Here is an 18143-nt window from a genome sequence, read left to right on the forward strand (position 1 = left end):
GCCCTGCCGTAATAGGCCTCGACGTCGGGAAGTTCTCCCATTGGGCGTGCCACGTGACCAGGCAGGGCGAGATCCTCGCCAGCGGCCCCGTGGCCAACACCGAGCATGACCTGGACAGCCTGTTCGCCCGAGTGGATGCAGGGACGCTGGTCGTCGTCGACCAAGTGCGCAACATCGGGTCGCTGGCGATATCGAGGGCAAGGCTGGCCGGGCTGCCCGTCGCCTACCTGCCGGGAATCGCCGCCCACGGAGCTGCCAAGCTGTTCGCGGGCGACGCCAAGACCGACGAGCGCGACGCCGCGGTCATAGCCAAGACGGCGCTCGGCATCCCGGATTCGCTGCTGCCCGTGCCAAGGCGCGACGAGAGGCTCGAGGCCGCAAGGTCGATGGCGGCGCAGAGGAACCACATGGTCACCTGCTCCACCCGTGACAAGAACAGGCTCAGGAGCATACTCCTGGAAAGCTGCCCCGCGTTCGAGGCGCTGGCCGACCTGGCCGATCCCCATTGGCTGAAGATGATGGAGTCCCTGGGCGGCCCCTGGGGCATCCTGGATGCCGGCAAGCCTGCCGTCGGCGCCGTGACCCGCGGCGCGAACAGGGCGCGCATCGACGCCGCGCTGGCGGCGATATCGTCGTCGACGCGCCCGTCCGAATACCAGGTCATGGCAGAGAACCCGCAGGTCAGGATGCTTGCCAGGCGTATCAGGGAGTCCGCCGAGGAAGCCGCAAGGCTCGACACGGAGATAACGGCGCTGCTCGTCGAGGACGGCACTTACGAATGCCTGCTGACCATCCCAGGAATCGGCCCAAGGACCGCATCGGAGCTGGTGATAAGCATCGACATCGACGACTTCCCCGACCACGACCACCTCGCATCGTATTGCGGAATCGCTCCCAGGAACCGCCAGTCAGGCAAGTCGATATCGTCGGTGAGCGCCTCGCGCCAGGGAAACAAGAGGCTGAAAAACCTGCTCATCTTCTCCTGCAACTCGCTTAGCAGGAGCAGGGGCCGGTTCGGCGACTACTACCGCAAATGCAGGGATCGCGGCATGTGCCACGGAGAGGCATTGAAGGCGGTCGCCAGGAAGAGGATGAAGGTGATCTACGCGATCATGAGGGACAAGGGCCCGTACTCGGCCTAGCTAGCCAGAGCCATAGAAAAACGCCAGCCCGACAAGGGCTGGCGTCAGCATGCTCGAAAGCAGTGATCTTTGCCAACAAAATCAGTTGACAAAACTATAGGAACACCCCCCTCACTTGTAAGGATCGTGCGGGCAGGCGCATCAACCGGATCCGGAAACGCCATGGCCCCTTCCGAATATAGATATTCGAAGCCAGTTCGCTTGTTTACGCGAGGCTCCTTTTTCCCTCCCTTGAAGTATTGCCACTTCTCGAGTTTCTCGTCATCAACGTAGTATTCCTCAGGCACTTCCTCATCAGGCACAAGCACATCGCCCAAGGTCATCTTCGGGCCATCAAATACAGGGCTCATCGCGACCGTGACAACGGTCCCGCCCTGCATGCAACCGGCATTCTCGAAGGGAGACTGTTTGAGGCCTACACCAAATCTTTCTGAGTTCTCGTATGGATCGGAAAGCAGCTCTATGCACCGCATATCCCCAGAAATCTCCGCTGGAAACGCCTCGGCGATCACACCGTGCTCAATGCGGTCTTCCAGATTCCAGCCAGAATCAGCCTTCTCTGCATAGATGTAGACGCGGCGGCGCTTTTGCGGGAATCCGTACTGGGCGCCATTGACCACACGCCATTCGACTGCATAGCCAAGCGTTGCGAAGCACGAGAGGATGATGGCAAAGTCGCGGCCACGTTGCGAGGCGGGGCTCTTAAGCAAACGATCGACGTTCTCCAGCAAGACGAATCGAGGACACCCCTTCAGCTGCAAGAAGCGGTAGATGTCCCACCAAAGAACGCCTTTCTTGCCAACGATGCCCTCTGCTTGAGCAAGCGGTTTGGCAACGGAGTAATCCTGGCACGGGAAGCCTCCGACAACCATATCGACATCCGGAATGTCGATCGCGCCATCCTCGTATGCATCTAGCACAGCATGGATGTCCTGGTTCACAACCGAATCGTCACCGAAGCGCTTGCGATAGCAGCGAGCGGCAAACTGTTTGGTGAACGCTCCCGGCGGTTCCCACTGGTTTGCCCAAACCGTGGCGAACGGACCGGCGGCAGGCATATCGAACTCCGGATGATCCGGGTCTTGATAGCCCTCCAAACCAAGCCTGAATCCTCCAACGCCCGCGAAAAGCTCGGCTACCCTTATCGTATTCTTCGCCACTTCATCCCCTAAACCATGAGCGCGACGGTTCCTCGCGCTTCTTGAATCCGCCCGCTTAACTCTATCGATCTCTTCGCCGATGTAGCGCGCATTGATCCAAAAACATTTCTTTGTCGCTTCAGATCCATAGGGCGTGGGCAGTGTGTCTGCCTTGTTTCTGCCGTGCGGACGCACATGGCAGCACCGGTTTTCAGTCGAGGTTACCGAGCGCTCTGCATGACCGGCACGAACCCTGCGCTGCATCTCCTCGTAGCAGCGCTTCGCTTCGACGATATCAGCGTCGGGCATCTGCCAAAACAAGACCTCAGAAAGGTGAAACGTGCCGTGCTCGCGCCTGTCTTCTCGATAGATGACGAAGAGGTACTTTTGCCGCAGGTATCCCAAAAAATCGCTTTCCTCGAACGCGCGCTCCGCAAGATCGAAGTAGCTGAACGCCGGGAAGGAAATGGACTCCTTTGGAACACCGTTCCGCTTGAGCCTCATGGTCTTCGCCTTGATTCCCGCTTTCTCGAATTCCGCGATCTTAAGGTCTTCATCCACGCCAAGGATGTGCTTGGTTATAAGTGCGCAGAGATTTTTCGGCTTACGCCGACCTGCCCAAGAATAGCCGCAAACCTCTGCCAGCTCCTCCTCCGTCAAGCCGGAATATGGCTCGAAGCGACGCTTGACCAACTCGAGCAAATCGAGTGTTCCCTCATCACGCGTTCGACGAATGCTCTGGACGTGGAGCAGGTGGTTGAATGTCACCGTCATATAGGCCTGCTTGATCGCCCAGGCACGCGGCTTAGCCGGAATCGGCGAGTACGGCTGAGGGCGCCGATCTTTCGATGACGACGCCTTGGTCGCAGCTTCCAGATACAACGTATCTGAACCCGACAGCTCATGAGCTCTACCAGCTCGAATTTTATCGACGACCGTGTCCCAGTCGTGCTTGAACGTTGGTAAGTCCTCTTCGGGGATACCCCACAGCTCGACGATCTTTATGAGAAAGTCGACTGGATTAAGATCCTTATCGTATTGATAGGCCACGAGGAGAATGTGTCGAAGCTTCTTCTGCAAAGAGCTTGTTTCCCAAGTCTCACCCACCACGCTCATATAGTTAATGAGGCTGATGACCAGGCGTTCTTTCGCCGAGTAATCCCCGTTTCGCTTCACCTTGAGCGGTGTGGACTTGAGCTCAGTCGACACTTCGGCGAAATCGGGGTTTGGGTCGCTATTGTTGGCGTAGTGGAAGTAATACTCCTCAAGTGCATCGCCAAACGAGCCCTTGCGCTTATGCGAATCTTCAATATCGTCTAGATTGCATGCTTCGCGGAGCGTTTTGCCTTCGAGCTGCTTCGCATACTCAAGAATAGAGGCCAACGATGAGGCATCATAATCGGTATGCTCAACATGCATGATTAACTCCATAGAACATATGATCGATCAAGAAATTGTATCGATCGATCATATGTTCTATGTGGATCGCTCGTTGGATATGCTGCGAGGTACCACATGAAACCGGAAAGGAAGACCTATGATCAGGCCAATTGTCACTTCACCGATATTCCTGCGTCTTCCTAGCGAGGAGGCTACGCCGGAAGACGTAGCCCTTGGGCAAGATCTACTCGACACCCTTGCCGCGCATGCGCATGAGTGCGTGGGGATGGCAGCCAACATGATTGGCGTGCGCAAGCGGATCATCGTCGTTCAGGACGGCAGCGTCCCTCGCTTGATGTTTAACCCCAAGATTCTCGAACGCGCACAGGAATACCAGACCGAGGAAGGCTGTCTCTCGCTGACAGGCACACGGGTGGCGACGCGTTTCCAGCGAATCAAGGTGTGCTACCTCGACAGCGCCTTCAACGCGGAGACAGCGGTATTCACGGGTTACACCGCCCAGATTATCCAGCACGAAATCGATCACTGCGATGGGATCGTGATTTAGCTTTTCTCCGACCTTTATTCCATGTCCTTGAAAGAGATAATCTGTGGATGACGCCGCGCCGCATCCATCTTCGACATTCACTGCCTATCTGATAATCTGCGAATTAATTCGGGAGTCGCGCCTAGACGAAGAGGTTTACGCAGCCTACAAGCGCGACGCCCAGCACAACGGTGAATCCGAGCAAGAGCGCGCATCCAAACGCCACATTGCCGCAGCCAGATGATTGGCGAGAAGGCCTGCCGCCTAACCGCCTGCGCTCTTCTGTATGCCACGCATCGACCGCAGCGCCCTCCCACATGCTCACTTTGCGATCGTTGTTGATGTCGGGCAACATCGCAACCTCCCCGTTCGACTTATCCAGACTCTTTACCATGGCATGAGGACAGCTCTCGTTTATCGCCATGACCGGGAGACGAGTAAACGGAACCATCTCTGTCATGGCGGGCGCCCCGAGCGTGAGTAAAATCCCCATAGATGCTATTTGCAGCGAGCGGCATCCCCTTCTCCGATTCAGTAAGCGAGTTATCAATAGCAAACTTACTGTGAAGGAACTGCGCTCTTTTAGGAAACTGTCCTAATATGATGTCGGACTAGAAACATTTCGGCATAATGGCATCAACCCGCGACGCGATTCGGAAAGGTCCGAATACGTCGCATCGCCAACGTACAAAGGAGTACACCATGAAGTTCGTTTGCCCCGTTTGCGGTTATGTTGAGGAGTTCGACGGCGAGGAGCTGCCCGAGGGCTTCAAGTGCCCCCAGTGCGGCGTCTCCGGCGACCGCTTCATCAAGCAGTCCGAGACCGAGATGACCTGGGCCGCGGAGCACATCGTGGGCGTCGGCAAGCTGCCCGAGGTCTCCGAGGATATCGTGAACGACCTCCGCGCCAACTTCGAGGGCGAGTGCTCCGAGGTGGGCATGTACCTGGCCATGGCCCGCGTTGCCCATCGCGAGGGCTATCCCGAGATCGGCCTGTACTGGGAGAAGGCTGCCTACGAGGAGGCCGAGCACGCCGCTAAGTTCGCCGAGCTCCTCGGTGAGGTCGTGACCGACTCCACCAAGAAGAACCTCGAGATGCGCGTTGAGGCCGAGAACGGCGCCACCGCCGGCAAGTTCGACCTCGCCAAGCGCGCCAAGGCCGCCGGCCTCGATGCCATCCACGACACCGTGCATGAGATGGCCCGCGATGAGGCTCGTCACGGCAAGGCGTTCGCCGGCCTGCTGAAGCGCTACTTCGGCTAAGCAACTGCGCGGGGCATATGCCTCGTCCATCCGCAAAAGGAATACCGGGGCGCGCATTCCATACGGGATGCGCGCCCTTTTCTTTCCCGTGGATGAACCGCCGGCGCCTTCTGACCGTGCAGGCGCACTACCCCAGCTTTATCGCCTTGCCCTGCCACAACACACAGCCGATTTCCCGGCGCCTCCACGTGCGCGCAGACGAGAGCCCGTGCACGTCCTCGCGGATTAGCAACTATGCATTGTGGCAGAGCCTATTTCATAAGGCAGAAGGGCCGCTGCGCTTGCAACGGCCCTCCCTTATCAAGCTATGTTGAGGCGATGCGCCCGACGAAAGGGCTTACCAGCGGTTGCCGCCGCGATCGCCGCCGCGACCACCAAAGCCGCCGCGCCCGCCGCGGTCATCACGACCGCCGAAGCCACCACGGCCACCGCGCCCGCCGAAGCCGCCACGGCCACCGCGGTCACCGTAACCGCCGCGACCACCACGGTCGTCACGGCCGCCGAAGCCACCGCGCCCGCCGCGGTCACCAAAGCCGCCGCGGCCACCGCGATCGTCACGATGACCAAAGCCACCGCGATCGCCACCACGGCCACCTCGGTCGCCGCCGAAGCCGCCGCGTCCACCACGGTCGCCACCGCGTCCGCCGAAGCCGCCGCGTCCGCCGCGGTCGCCACCGCGACCGCCGCGATCGTCACGACCACCAAAGCCGCCACGGCCACCGCGATCGCCACCGCGGTCCTCGCGCTCCTTCTCGCAACCCATCTCGACCAGCGGGTCAATGACCTCGTCGAGCACCGAGATGAGCATGCGCGCAGAGTCGGAGGAGAGCTGCGGCACGAGCTTCTTGCGGCGGTTGCCGCGAGCCTCGGCCATCGCAACCGCGTCCTCGCTCGCGAAGACGACGATCTTGCGCATGTCGCCGTCCTCGGGCTCGATGCGGCCCACGATATCGTTCTTCTCGGCCTCAATCAGCAGCTCGTTGAGCACGCGCAGACGCATGCCCAGAAGATCGGCCATCTCCTTCTCCTCCATACGGGGCTTGAGGTCGAGAAGCCTAAGAGCGCGGACCAGGTCCTTGGTGCGCTCGGCCTCCTCGGCAGCCTCGTCGGCAAGGGATGCCTTGCGGTTGCGCAGCAAACGGGCAGCGCGGTTAATCTTGTCGAACAGTAGGTCATCGAGGTCCTCGGCAGGGATTTCCTTTTCCTCGCCGTCATCCTCGGCAGCATCCTCGAAGTCATCGTCGAGGTCCTGCTCGGCGTCATCATCGAACTCGTCGGTCTCATCCTCGATGGGGGCGACCTCCTCGAGCTCCTCGGTCTCGACGGCAGCTTCCGCGACCGTCTCCATTACGTCGTTCTCTTCCATGTTCTCGATCTCGCTGTACTCTGACATGCGTTCCTCCTGCGCCTTCCGGCGTCTCTCATGGGGCGTCCGTCGCCCCGCCATCTCAGGCCTCTCGGCCGTGCACCGAATTGTGCGTTCCTCAGTGTAGAGGTCGCGCACGTAAACGCCGGCAACAATCTTTTTGAACACGAAAGGAGAACAATCTCGGCAACCTCGAGCAAGCCCGCCGCCAAGAAGCGAAGCCTGCTTAGAAGGGCCGCACTACGATCATGAAGACGAAGGCCGCCGCGAACACCGCGATGGTAGCCACGTAGAGATTCCGACACATGCTGTAGGCTCCGTCGCGACCGAACCGCGCGATGACCTCGTCTGTGCCCTCCGCGCGCATCGCCGCAACGAGTTCATCGCGCTCGAGCACGGCGGCGCGCTCCGTCTGCACGCGCTCCGCCTCATCGCGACCGTAGAGGGCGAGCACAGCACCCGCGAGCTCGAACGGCTCGCCGGAGCGATACGCCGCCGTCATCTTGGCGAGGTGCCGCCAGCAAGTCACCACCGGGTACAACGATACCGCGCACGCGAAGAGCAGGTCCGAAAGCGGATCTGTAGCAGCTGCGATCAGCTCATGCCGGTTGCCCGCAGCCTCCACGAGGAGGGCGAAGACCGTGAGGAAAAACGCCGCGCCCACGTACCGCAGCACCTGACCTTTGAGTCCGGTGAACTCGCTCTCGCGCGGACCGATGATCGCGTTCAGCGCTTCCATACCTCATCCCGCCTTCTCATCTCAACCCGGCGCCCTTCCCACAGGCACCCTACGACCGCCGTCTTGCCCAACGTGCACCTTGCCTGGCGCGCCTCGGTTGACGCCCACCTTGCCCGGTACGAGCATTTGTAAAGAAATTACCCTGCTAGAGCCACCGGGACGTCACCGTATTGTCAGGTTTGTGTAAAGAAGCGCAGCCGCTCGTTCGGCAACTGGCGCGATGAGGCACCTCGATCGCTAGAGCTCCAGGTGCATGGGCCGGTATGAAATGCCGCAAGAATCGATGATCCGCTTCGAGATGAGGTTGTCCTCGGTGCCCTCGTACTTATCGTCGAGGTAGACCACCTCGCCGATGCCCACTTGCGCAAGGATCTTGGCGCACTCGTTGCAGGGAAAGAGGGTCACGTAGATGGTGGCGCCGCTCATGTCCTTGAGCGAACCACGGTAGTTGAGGACCGCGTTGGCCTCGGCATGCACCACGTAACCGTGCTTGTCGTTGAGCGGATTCTCCGAGACGCCCCACGGGAAGTCATCGTCATCCAAAGCGGAAGGCGTGCCGTTGTAACCCACCGAGAGGATGCGGTGGTTGGTGTCGGCGATGCAGGCACCCACCTGCGTGTTGGGGTCTTTGCTGCGCATACTCGCCGCCACAGCGACCCGCATGAAGAACTCGTCCCAGGAAATGACGTCGTTGCGCTTCTCCGACATAGCTTCCCCTTCGCTCCAGGCGGCAGATCGCCGCATTGCGTCAACTATGACGCATGCCGAGCCGCGATACAAGCACCGAATCCCATTTCGAACCCCGTCTCGAATCCCGTCTCGAATCCCGTCTCGAACCCCGTCCTACGAGCGCCTCCGTGGCGGGAACGCAACGGATCTTCCTCCATAGAAATCCGACTGGGATAGGAATCTAATTGGGACGGGAATCCGATTGGAATCTGCGGGCGCAATTTAGCAAGAAAAGGCCCCGTGAGGAGCCCTCTCTTGCTATTTCCTGCCCGCAGATTCTCTTTGGTCCAAACAATTCCTGATCCAAACGGCGCCTGGTCCAAACAGCGCTTTGCTCCCAGCAACACCTGGTCCGGACAACGCCGAGGCAGCGTTCTCCGCTTAGCTCTGGCGATAATGCTCGAAGAAGTCGGCGAGGTCGTCCATGGCCTCGCGCAGGACCTCCATGCGCGGCAGGTACACGATGCGGAAGTGATCGGGTTCGCCCCAGTTGAAGCCGCCGCCGCGAGTGATGAGGATGCGCTTCTCGTGCAGCAGGTCGAGCGCGAATTGCTCGTCGTCGGTGATATTGAACTTCTTGACGTCCATCTTGGGGAAGATGTAGAACGCAGCCTTGGGTTTCACCGCGGTGATGCCGTCGATGGCGTTGAGCCGCTCGTATACGAAGTTGCGCTGCTCATAGACGCGGCCACCGGGCACGACGTAGCCCTTCACGCTTTGATGCCCGCCGAGTGCCGTCTGCACGATGGACTGCGCAGGCACATTCGAGCACAGGCGCATGTTGGAAAGCATGTTGATACCGTACACGAAGTCGCGCATGCAACGCCTGTTGCCCGAAAGGATCATCCATCCGATACGGTACCCTGCGATCATGTGCGACTTGGAGAGGCCGGAGAACGTCACGCATGGCAGATCGGGCGCAAGCGAGGCGATCGAGGTGTGCTCGACCCCGTCCATGCACAAACGGTCGTAGATCTCGTCCGAGAAGATCATGAGCTGGTGGCGCCGAGCGACCTCGACGATCTGCTCCAAGATCTCGCGTGGATAGACGGCGCCGGTGGGGTTGTTGGGGTTGATGATAACAATCGCCTTGGTTCGCTCGGTGACCTTCCTCTCGATATCATCGATGTCGGGATTCCACTCTGCCTGCTCGTCGCAGATGTAGTGCACGGGCGTGCCGCCGGCGAGCGTGGCGCACGCGGTCCACAGCGGGTAGTCGGGGCTGGGAATCAAGATCTCGTCGCCGGTGTCGAGCAGCGCGTTCATGCAGAGCTGGATGAGCTCGGAAACGCCGTTGCCCGTGTAGATGCCATCCATGGAAACGTTGGGCAAGCCCTTGATCTGCGCGTACTGCATGATGGCCTTGCGTGCGGAGAACAAGCCTCGCGAGTCGGAGTAACCCTCGCAGTCGGGCAGCTGCTGGCGCATGTCCTGCACGACCTCGTCGGGTGTGCGGAAGCCGAACGGAGCCGGATTGCCGATGTTGAGCTTGAGAATGCGCAGGCCCTCGTCCTCCATGCGGGCAGCCTCGTCGGCCACGGGACCGCGGACATCGTAGAGGACGTTATCGAGCTTGGATGATTTATTGAACTGACGCATGGTGGTACTCCCTGAATTTGAACGCATGGACGCAGGTGCCTGAGGTGCGGTCGCAGACCGCGCGCTAGCTCGCGCGGACTCCGCCGCCGAGGGCATCGCTCCACCGTCCCACTCGGCATCATCGACGGGCCGCATCGCTGTACCGCTCTGGTACGTCGAACCATCCTCGGCAGTATCGGGGGCAGCCAGCCGGCCCTCCCCGCTCGCTAGCCAGCGGGCATCGACGCTAAGCAAGGCCGCGAGCAGCTCCATGACATCGCGGCGCGGCACGGTCTTGCCGCTCGCATATTGGCTCACCTGGCTTTTCCCAAGTTTCTTTCCACGCAGGGCGGCGGCATGGATCAGGTCCGCCTGCTTCATGCCGGCGTGCCCCATCGCATGCACCAATCGCTCAGAGAATCGCTGATCTGCCATGGCGCCTCGCTTCGCAAAAAGTTCAATTTGAACTGACATTGAACTACATGGTATCAGGAGTTCAATTTAATAGTTCAATTTAACTATTCTCCATTGAACCTCTGGATGGTGAGGCGCGCCTCGAGAGTCTTCGTGTAGAGCGGTTTGTACTGCGCGCCTCCAGGGGTGAGGGAGCTTTTGAAGAGCGTGACCGCAACTGCTTGGGAAGCTTCGGGAAAGACGAGCTCCGGCAGGGGGCCACGCGGGAGTTTGGCACGGCGCGCGAGCGTAATGTGGGGTCTGAACGCCTTGCGATCGAACGGGAGGTCGCGGGCGGCAAGCTCGGCGCGAACCGCTTCTGCCAAATCCATCAACTCCTGCGCAGTCGAGATACCGAGCCAAAGCGTCGCGTCGTGCGGTTTACCGAACTTGCCGAGCCCATCGGGTACGAGGGGAATGGCAGCGCGATCCACGGCGGCGTCGTCCAGCGCCGCCATGGCATCGCGCACCTGCTGCTCGTCCAGCTCGCCTAGAAACGCTAAGGTCAGATGATAGGTGTCGGGCTTCATGAGACGCCCGGAGATGCGGTCGCCAAGCTGGCGCGCGAGCACGGCAACCTGCGCGACCATATGATCTGGCAACTCGAGTGCGATGAACACCCTCATGCGATCCCCCTGAAACGCACGAGGCGGCGGGGACACGGAGCCTCCGCCGCCTGCTGGTGAACTATGCCGAAGCTTGGCGTAGATACGTGCGCGCCGCGTCTCCGCGTTAGTACGGAGCGTTGTAGCTAATGTACATGTCCGTGCCGTAGCCGTAATTGGAAACGCTCACGTACCAACCGCCCTCAGCGCCGTAGAAATCACAGGGGCCGGACACGGTGAGCTCGGAGAACTCGAAGTCGTACTGTTCAGCGTCGTTCAGGTACCCTTGGTCGGATTCAAAGCCGAACGCCTCAACAGCAGCATCCAGCAGCTCCTGGGTGGAGGCCGTACCATAGTCGGTCCCGGTCAGACCGAATGCCTGGGTAACGCCCAGGACCTGGGCAATGTAGTCCGCCTCCGCGATGTTTGTGGTGTAGGAGATGTTCACCCTCGAAACCGTGGCATCTGCCGGAACCTGATCGATCGACTCAACGTAGCTCAGGTCCGCATCGTTGGGCGTATCGAGGCCCACCGTGATGAACATGTCCGCCTCTCTCGCATTCGACGGCATCGCGGCCGGCGTACCGGAGAACGACACGTCGCAACTGCCGCTCTCGTACCCGTAGACGCTCGCGATCTCCAGTCCCAGGCCTTCGAGCTGGGTGCGGATGTCGGCAAGCGATTTGCCGTTGTAATACGTCGGCCCGCAATAGTCGGGCATGGTCACGTCGGCAGGGGAGGTCGTCACGGCACCCTGTGAATCCTGGGGCTCCTCCCGGGGCTGCTCCTCCTGTGTGGCGGGCTCGCTCGAGGAGCTGGTTGAGGAGGCATCGTCCGCCGGCTTGCCGATGCCGAGGGCGAAGAGGGCGATCGCGACCACGGCTAAGACGGCGATGCAGCCGGCAACGATCGCGATGATCTTGCCGGTGTTGCCCTTGGAACCCTGCTGCTCGAAGGTGGGCGGCTGCTGGGGCTGATCGGGCCACGATGCAGGCGGCTGCTGGGGCTGCTGGGACTGAGATGCCCATGGAGCGGGCTGAGTGGGCTGGTCTTGCGGGGCCCAAGGTGCGGGCTGCTCAGGCTGGGCAGGCTGTCCCTGCGGAGCCCAAGGTGCCGGCTGCTCGGGCATAGATGGCTGGGACGCCGTTTGGGCAGGCTGGTCCTGCGGCGCCCACGGTGCGGGCTGAGCTGGTTGCTCGGGAGCAGGAGCGGCAGGTTCGGGCTCGGGGGCAGCGAAGGGCGTCGGCTCGGCAACGGGTTCAGGCTCGGGTGCGGGCTCAGGCGTGGGCCGCGCCTCGGGCGAGACTGGCGCGACAGGTTCGGGGATGACCTGCGCCTCTGGCGCGGCAGGCGCAGGCTCGGGCGTGGGCTGCGCCTCAGGCTCGGGTGCGGGCTGAGGTGTGAACTCGGGAGCGGGAGACGGGGTGCCCATCGGGCCCGCTGCCGCAAGCGGCGCTCCGCACGTCGTGCAGAACTTGGCGCTATCGTCGTTGGGCGCTCCGCATCTTACGCAAAACATTGCTCCTCCTTGCATTCAGCCAGCGGCAGTGCGCCAGCACGGAACCGACTGATGCGCTCCGCCGCCTTATGACCGGGCAGCGGGGCACAGGAATCCTACTCTTTGCCGTCCCAACAGTACGTGCAGACCTTCGACGGGTCGATGCCGATCGCTTCGAGCATACCGGGCAAGCTCTGATAGCCCAAGCTGTCGAAGCCCAGCTGCTCGCAGATGCTCTTAAGCAGGCACTTGCCGCGCTCGGTCGAGCTGTCGGCGTACTCGTCGAGGTGCTCGTCCCCCTCGGGTCCCTCGAGCTCGCGCACCACGCGCCGCGCGATGAGGTCCTGGTCGGACTTGCCGCGCGAGAACGAGAGATATGGGCAGCTGAACATGATGGGCGGGCACGCAGAGCGCATGTGCACCTCCGCGGCGCCGGTCTCGTAGAGGAAGTCCACCGTGTTTCCCAGCTGCGTACCACGCACGATCGAGTCATCCACGAGCAGCAGACGCTTGTCGCGGATGAGCTCCGGCACGGGAATCTGCTTCATCTCGGCGATGCGGTCGCGCACCTTCTGGTTGGTAGGCATGAACGAGCGCGACCACGTGGGCGTGTACTTGATGAACGGACGCGCGAAGGTGCCACCGCACTCGTTTGCGTAGCCGATTGCATGCGGGGTGCCAGAATCGGGCACGCCGGCAACATAGTCGACCTCGGGCAACGTGCCGGCCATCGCCTCGTCACGCGCCATGATGTGACCGTTCTTGTAACGCATGACCTCGACGTTGACGCCCTCGTAGTTGGAGTTGGGGTAGCCGTAGTACACCCATAGGAAGGCGCAGATCTTCATCTGGTCGCCCGCCGGAGCGACGGTCTCGAAACCCTCGGGCGACACGCACACGATCTCGCCGGAGCCGAGCTCGTAGGCATCCTCGTACCCGAGCTTGTGGTAGACGAACGACTCGAGCGACACGCAGTACCCGTCGCCGTTCACATCGCGGCCGATGATCACGGGCAGGCGGCCCATCCGATCGCGCGCGGCATAGATGACGCCATCCTCGGTCATCACGAGCAACGTGAGCGACCCCTTGATGGCACGTTGCGCAAAGAGAATACCCTCTACCAGGTCTTCCTTTTGGTTGATGAGGGCGGCAACGAGCTCGGTATGGTTGACCGCCCCCGAGCTCATGGCCATGAACTGGGCACCGCCGCGCTCGAAATACTCCTCGATCAGCTCATCGGCGTTGTTGATCGCACCCACCGTAGTGATGGCGAACGTACCGTGATGCGAGCGGACGAGCAGTGGCTGGGGGTCGGTATCGCTGATGCAGCCGATACCGCTCGTTCCTTTGAACGTCTCGAGGTCCTTATCGAAACGCGAACGGAAGGGCGTGTTCTCGATAGAGTGGATCTCGCGGTTGAAACCACCCGTGCCATCGCAGAACACCATGCCCGCACGGCGCGTTCCCAGATGCGAATGGTAGTCGACACCGAAGAACACGTCCAGAACCACGTCGCGCTTGGAGGCCGCGCCAAAGAAACCGCCCATCGGACTCCCCTCATCGGAGTTGCAGTTGCTTGTCATTATACGTACACTCCAGCGGTTTTCGGTCGCACAAGTGAATCTGAAGCGGAACGCATGGCGACCAGTTGTCGCAGCGCATGGCCAGCAGCAATCGACCCGCTCAGCAAGGCAGCCGGCCGGGCTCTCCCCTGCTACACCTCGTGTACCTCAATGTCCGAACCGCACCCACGCGCTATAATCCCGCATGCCAGGCAACGCGGGAAAGGGAACGGCATGGCGGTATTCGACCGAGGGAGACGCATCGAGCTGGTGGCGTCAGACATGGACGGCACGCTCATCCACGAGGCCGGAGGGCTGCCCAGCGCACATGCCATCGAGCTCATCGAACGGCTCATGGACCACGGCGTGATCTTCGTCGCAGCGAGCGGCAGGCGCCAAGTCAACCTCGAGCGGCTCTTCGCACCCATCGCCGATCGCATCGGTTACGTGTGCGAGAACGGCGGCTTTGCCCAGTTCCGCGACCATCGACCCATGATCCGCGAGTTCGAGCAGGATGATATAGAAGAGATCTGCCGGCTAGGCGCCGAGCACGCCTGCCAGGCGCTCATCGAAGGGCCCTACACAAGCTATGCCCCCTCTTCCGATACGGACCTTCTGCGCTACATGCGCGAGGAAGTGGGCTACGAGATGCGCGCCATCGAGCACTTGGAGGACATCGACGAACCGATTATCAAGATCTCCTACTTCGTCGATCCAGCACGAACCAAGTCCGTCTGCGAGTTCTTCCAGCGCGAGTTCGAGGGGCGCTTCTCCGTCATGACCTCGGGGCCCATCTGGATCGACCTCGCACCGGAGGGCGTGAGCAAGGGCAGCGCCCTACGCGACCTGGGTCGGACCCTTGGCATCGACGTGGCGAACATGCTTGCCTTCGGCGACGAAGCGAACGACCGGGTGATGCTCGACACCGTGGGCCACCCCTACCTCATGGAGGGAGGCAACCCCGAACTCCGCGGGCTTAACGACCGCATCCGCCTGTGCTCGTCTGTCGAAGATGAGCTCGAACGGCTGCTCGCCGAAACCGAAGCCCGCGCAAACGCCTGATCCGACACCCTGCTCACAACCGGTTATCACCAGGTCGACCGAACGAACCGGCAGCTGGTCGGTACCCGCCTTCCCTGCGATAGGAGCCTCATGAATATCCTCGTGATCCCGCCGTTCAACACCGCGCAGAAGACCGTGCTCGAAGCGGGCGCGCCCTCGGCGACGTTTACGTATGCCGCGAAACCCGACATCACGGACGAGCAGGTCGCCGAAGCTGACGTCATTGTGGGAAACCTCCCGCCCAAACGCCTCGCCCACGCACGCCGCCTCCGTCTGCTGCAGCTCAATTCCGCAGGTTATGATGCCTATATGGCACCTGGGACCATTCCGGACGGAGCAGTGCTCGCAAGCGCCGTGGGCGCCTACGGTCAGGCGGTCTCCGAGCACATGTACGCGATGCTGCTTATGCTCATGAAGAACCTTGCCGGCTACCGAGACGACCAACGTGCGCACGCGTGGACGGACCGAGGCACCGTGGACACCATGGCGGGCTCGCAGGTGCTCGTACTCGGGGCGGGCGATATCGGACAGCACTTCGCGAAGCTTGCAAGCGCGCACGGCGCACATGTGACGGGCGTTCGCCGCCATGTAGGTACCGTGCCCGAGGGCTTTGAACGCATCTGCACCATGGGCGAGCTCTTCGACCTGCTCCCCCATGCAGACGCCGTCGTCTGCTTCCTACCCAGCGCACCGGAAACCCGCGGCCTTGCGGACAACCGGTTCTTCTCTACCTGCAAACACGGGGCATACTTTGCAAACGGAGGCAGGGGCGATCTCGTCGTACAAGCCGACCTCATCGCCGCGCTCGAATCCGGCCACCTCGCTGGAGCTGCGCTCGACGTGACGACACCTGAGCCCCTGCCCCAGGACGACCCCCTGTGGGACGCCCCGAACATCCTCATAACGCCGCACGTCTCCGGCCAATTCCACCTCTACACCGTACTCGACAACCTTGCGCGCATCGCCGCCGAGAACATCCGTCGTCTTTCTGCTGGCACGCCCCTGCTCAATGAGGTCACGCTCCCGTAGCGCTCAACCGCGCGTCGCGACGGGGCCTTCCCCGAAACAGCCATATTCCCGCATCTCGGCGCGCCGTATCTGGCCTCGTCCCATCGAGATCCCCCTGGATGGACAGAAACGGCTTCTCAAGGGCCGAAACCGTCCGAATAGCGGGATCTCGATTTCTGGGCCCGCCTCGAGATGCGGGAATATGGACATTCCGGACCCCCGGGAGCCCCCGGGCGCGCCCTCCCCGGCGGCCCCTGGGGGCACCGCCGCCCGAGATGGGCTCCCTGCGAATCAGTCGTCAAACTGCTCAGACCGCCGAGCTTCCTCGAAGGCGGCCTTCATGGTGGGGTTGCCGCGGGTGAGCTTCTTGATGGTGAGATCCTGTGCCTTGTCGTTCGCCAGGCGCAGGTTGCGGTCGCTCGAGAGCAGCGCGTCCTTGGTCTTTTGCAGATGGTCGATCGTCTTATCGATCTCGTCGATGGCCGTCTGGAACTTGCGGCTCGCAAGCTCGTAGTTCCGCGAGAATCCCTGCTGGAACTTCTCGAGCTTGGACTCGAAGTTGGTCACGTCCACGTTCTGCTGCCGAACGATGGCGAGCTCCTGCTTGTAGGTGAGCGCGTTCAACGCGGCGTTGCGCAAGAGCGTGATGAGCGGGATGAAGAACTGCGGGCGGATGACGTACATCTTGGGATAGCGGTAGCTCACGTCCACGATACCGGCGTTGTAGAGCTCGCTCTCCGGCTCGAGCAGGCTCACGAGCACCGCGTATTCGCAACCCTTCTTCGTGCGGTCGCTGTCGAGCTTCTTGAAGAAGTCCTCGTTCTTGTGCTTGGTGGCCGTGGTGTCGTTCTCGTTCTTCATCTCGAACATGATCGAGATGATCTCGTTACCCGCCTCATCAGCTTCGCGGTAAATATAGTCACCCTTGGAGGCGCGCCCGTCATCACCCACCACGGCGTCGTTGTCCTTCTCGAAGTACGCGTGCGGGAACGCGGTCATGCGCAGACGGTTGAACTCGGTCTCGCAGTGCTGTTCGAGCGTCTCGCCCACCATCTTGGTGGAAAGGCGCGCCTTCATGTCGCGCAGGCGCTCGATCTCCTCGTCCTTGTAGCGGATGAGCTCCTCGCTCGTCTTGCGAGCCCGGGCGAGCTCGAGCGCGTGAGAGGCCTCGAGCTGCTGGCGCTCGCTTTCGCGGAGGGTCTGCTCGCTCGCGAGCTTGGCGCGCGCCTCGTCGCGCTCGCGTTCCACAGCCACCACAGCCTGGGTCACTGCGAGCTTCTGAGCCGCATCACCTGCAGCAATCTGCTCCTTGAGCCGGGCGATCTCCGCATCCTTGGCAGAAAGCCCTTGCGCGAGCTCGCTGCGGGCAGCCGCGCGGGCGTTCTCGAGTTCGAGCGCGCCCTGCTGCGCCGCCGCCTCCATCTGCGCCTTCAGGCGCGCAATCTCGGCATCTTTGTCCGCAACGCCGCGGCTCAGCTCCTCGCGAGCCTTCGCCTGCTCGAGTTCCGCTGCAGCAGCCTGAGCCGCAAGCTTCGCCTCGAGCTCATCGCAGGCGCGCTGCAACTCGGCAAGGCGCTCCTGTGCCTCCTGTTTTGCCTCGGCCGCAGCCTTCTCCTGCGCAAGTTCCTGCTCGGTCGCCGCGGCGGCAAGCTTGGCCTCGAGCTCCGCGATGCGCGTCTCGCGCGAAGAGACCGTCTTCTGCAACTCGTCGCGCACCTGTTGCTGGGCGAGCTCCACCGCAGATGTCCGCTCGCGCTCCATGATCTCCTGGCGTTCGGCGAGCTGCCGGGCGAATTCCTCGTCGCGCACCTGGCGCACGATGTCGGCATAACCGCGCTCGTCTACCTGAAACACCGTGCCGCATTGAGGGCATTTGATCTCGTTCATGCCATCCTCCGTTCCCGCCCGCGGCGTGCACCGCGAGCGCCACTTCTCATCACGGCAAGCATACCGCGCCGTGCGGACTTCGCCTACGAACCCGCCCGCCGCTTCTCCACATCTGCTTAAGCATTCCTTCACCCGTCATGGAAAGCGGATGGCGCTCAATGGGGCAAGGAGGTGTCGCCGGTACA

At 61.7% G+C, this 18143-nt stretch carries 15 protein-coding genes; 5 read left to right on the forward strand and 10 right to left on the reverse strand.

The genetic code is table 11. The annotated features are described in order from the left end of the window. Nucleotides 1–1142: IS110 family RNA-guided transposase (locus tag C1717_RS01500; RefSeq protein ID WP_102371485.1), on the forward strand; the 1142-nt coding region annotated here is incomplete at its 5' end. A gap of 44 nt (nt 1143–1186) precedes the next feature. Here the strand turns inward: C1717_RS01500 and C1717_RS01505 are convergent. Beyond that, complete coding sequence (locus C1717_RS01505; protein WP_102371486.1) at nt 1187–3700, reverse strand: Sau3AI family type II restriction endonuclease; 2514 nt, start codon at nt 3698–3700, stop codon at nt 1187–1189. Nucleotides 3701–3818: 118 nt separating this feature from the next. On the opposite strand from C1717_RS01505, the gene C1717_RS01510 reads away from it, so the two are divergent. Continuing rightward, the gene (locus tag C1717_RS01510; protein WP_102371487.1) at nt 3819–4229 is read left to right on the forward strand and encodes a peptide deformylase; all 411 of its coding nucleotides are present in this window, start codon (nt 3819–3821) and stop codon (nt 4227–4229) included. A 121-nt stretch (nt 4230–4350) separates the two neighbouring features. Here the strand turns inward: C1717_RS01510 and C1717_RS01515 are convergent, their stop codons facing one another. Beyond that, nucleotides 4351–4668, reverse strand: a complete 318-nt coding sequence (locus C1717_RS01515; RefSeq protein WP_146003643.1) for a hypothetical protein — start codon at nt 4666–4668, stop codon at nt 4351–4353. A 242-nt stretch (nt 4669–4910) separates the two neighbouring features. On the opposite strand from C1717_RS01515, the gene C1717_RS01520 reads away from it, so the two are divergent. Then, nucleotides 4911–5471: a ferritin family protein gene (locus C1717_RS01520; protein WP_102371489.1), complete on the forward strand. Its 561-nt coding sequence runs from the start codon at nt 4911–4913 to the stop codon at nt 5469–5471. Nucleotides 5472–5808: 337 nt separating this feature from the next. Here the strand turns inward: C1717_RS01520 and C1717_RS01525 are convergent, their stop codons facing one another. From C1717_RS01525 to C1717_RS01555, 7 genes are all read right to left on the reverse strand, one after another. After that, nucleotides 5809–6864 (reverse strand): hypothetical protein, encoded by a 1056-nt coding sequence (locus C1717_RS01525; RefSeq protein ID WP_102371490.1) that lies wholly within the window; start codon nt 6862–6864, stop codon nt 5809–5811. Nucleotides 6865–7063: 199 nt separating this feature from the next. Continuing rightward, nucleotides 7064–7576: a hypothetical protein gene (locus C1717_RS01530; protein WP_102371491.1), complete on the reverse strand. Its 513-nt coding sequence runs from the start codon at nt 7574–7576 to the stop codon at nt 7064–7066. 237 nt (nt 7577–7813) lie between these two features. Further along, nucleotides 7814–8284 (reverse strand): deoxycytidylate deaminase, encoded by a 471-nt coding sequence (locus C1717_RS01535; RefSeq protein ID WP_102371492.1) that lies wholly within the window; start codon nt 8282–8284, stop codon nt 7814–7816. A 402-nt stretch (nt 8285–8686) separates the two neighbouring features. Then, entirely contained in the window at nt 8687–10318 is a 1632-nt protein-coding gene (locus tag C1717_RS01540) for an aminotransferase class I/II-fold pyridoxal phosphate-dependent enzyme (RefSeq protein WP_102371493.1), read from the reverse strand. Nucleotides 10319–10401: 83 nt separating this feature from the next. Further along, nucleotides 10402–10962, reverse strand: a complete 561-nt coding sequence (gene thpR / locus C1717_RS01545) for an RNA 2',3'-cyclic phosphodiesterase (protein ID WP_102371494.1) — start codon at nt 10960–10962, stop codon at nt 10402–10404. Nucleotides 10963–11068: 106 nt separating this feature from the next. Next, nucleotides 11069–12460 (reverse strand): zinc ribbon domain-containing protein, encoded by a 1392-nt coding sequence (locus C1717_RS01550; protein WP_180965795.1) that lies wholly within the window; start codon nt 12458–12460, stop codon nt 11069–11071. A 95-nt stretch (nt 12461–12555) separates the two neighbouring features. Continuing rightward, nucleotides 12556–13986: an amidophosphoribosyltransferase gene (locus tag C1717_RS01555; protein WP_102371496.1), complete on the reverse strand. Its 1431-nt coding sequence runs from the start codon at nt 13984–13986 to the stop codon at nt 12556–12558. A gap of 249 nt (nt 13987–14235) precedes the next feature. On the opposite strand from C1717_RS01555, the gene C1717_RS01560 reads away from it, so the two are divergent. After that, a complete protein-coding gene (locus tag C1717_RS01560; RefSeq protein WP_180965796.1) occupies nt 14236–15063 on the forward strand; it encodes an HAD-IIB family hydrolase in 828 nt (275 codons plus the stop codon). Nucleotides 15064–15153: 90 nt separating this feature from the next. Continuing rightward, a complete protein-coding gene (locus tag C1717_RS01565; protein WP_102371498.1) occupies nt 15154–16092 on the forward strand; it encodes a D-2-hydroxyacid dehydrogenase in 939 nt (312 codons plus the stop codon). 270 nt (nt 16093–16362) lie between these two features. On the opposite strand, the gene C1717_RS01570 is transcribed toward C1717_RS01565, so the two are convergent. Beyond that, nucleotides 16363–17958, reverse strand: a complete 1596-nt coding sequence (locus tag C1717_RS01570) for a DUF2130 domain-containing protein (RefSeq protein ID WP_102371499.1) — start codon at nt 17956–17958, stop codon at nt 16363–16365. Between the last annotated feature and the right edge of the window lie 185 nt (nt 17959–18143).

Origin of the sequence: Enorma phocaeensis (assembly GCF_900186505.1) — a bacterium.
Lineage (GTDB): Bacteria > Actinomycetota > Coriobacteriia > Coriobacteriales > Coriobacteriaceae > Enorma > Enorma phocaeensis.

Bases quoted from the DNA above. Each gene is read 5' to 3' on its own strand.
- thpR (WP_102371494.1), bottom strand. From the start codon at position 10,962: ATGAGGGTGTTCATCGCACTCGAGTTGCCAGATCATATGGTCGCGCAG.
- C1717_RS01565 (WP_102371498.1), top strand. From the start codon at position 15,154: ATGAATATCCTCGTGATCCCGCCGTTCAACACCGCGCAGAAGACCGTG.
- C1717_RS01520 (WP_102371489.1), top strand. From the start codon at position 4,911: ATGAAGTTCGTTTGCCCCGTTTGCGGTTATGTTGAGGAGTTCGACGGC.
- C1717_RS01530 (WP_102371491.1), bottom strand. From the start codon at position 7,576: ATGGAAGCGCTGAACGCGATCATCGGTCCGCGCGAGAGCGAGTTCACC.
- C1717_RS01515 (WP_146003643.1), bottom strand. From the start codon at position 4,668: ATGACAGAGATGGTTCCGTTTACTCGTCTCCCGGTCATGGCGATAAAC.
- C1717_RS01540 (WP_102371493.1), bottom strand. From the start codon at position 10,318: ATGGCAGATCAGCGATTCTCTGAGCGATTGGTGCATGCGATGGGGCAC.
- C1717_RS01555 (WP_102371496.1), bottom strand. From the start codon at position 13,986: ATGGGCGGTTTCTTTGGCGCGGCCTCCAAGCGCGACGTGGTTCTGGAC.
- C1717_RS01510 (WP_102371487.1), top strand. From the start codon at position 3,819: ATGATCAGGCCAATTGTCACTTCACCGATATTCCTGCGTCTTCCTAGC.
- C1717_RS01505 (WP_102371486.1), bottom strand. From the start codon at position 3,700: ATGCATGTTGAGCATACCGATTATGATGCCTCATCGTTGGCCTCTATT.
- C1717_RS01525 (WP_102371490.1), bottom strand. From the start codon at position 6,864: ATGTCAGAGTACAGCGAGATCGAGAACATGGAAGAGAACGACGTAATG.
- C1717_RS01535 (WP_102371492.1), bottom strand. From the start codon at position 8,284: ATGTCGGAGAAGCGCAACGACGTCATTTCCTGGGACGAGTTCTTCATG.
- C1717_RS01560 (WP_180965796.1), top strand. From the start codon at position 14,236: ATGGCGGTATTCGACCGAGGGAGACGCATCGAGCTGGTGGCGTCAGAC.
- C1717_RS01550 (WP_180965795.1), bottom strand. From the start codon at position 12,460: ATGTTTTGCGTAAGATGCGGAGCGCCCAACGACGATAGCGCCAAGTTC.
- C1717_RS01570 (WP_102371499.1), bottom strand. From the start codon at position 17,958: ATGAACGAGATCAAATGCCCTCAATGCGGCACGGTGTTTCAGGTAGAC.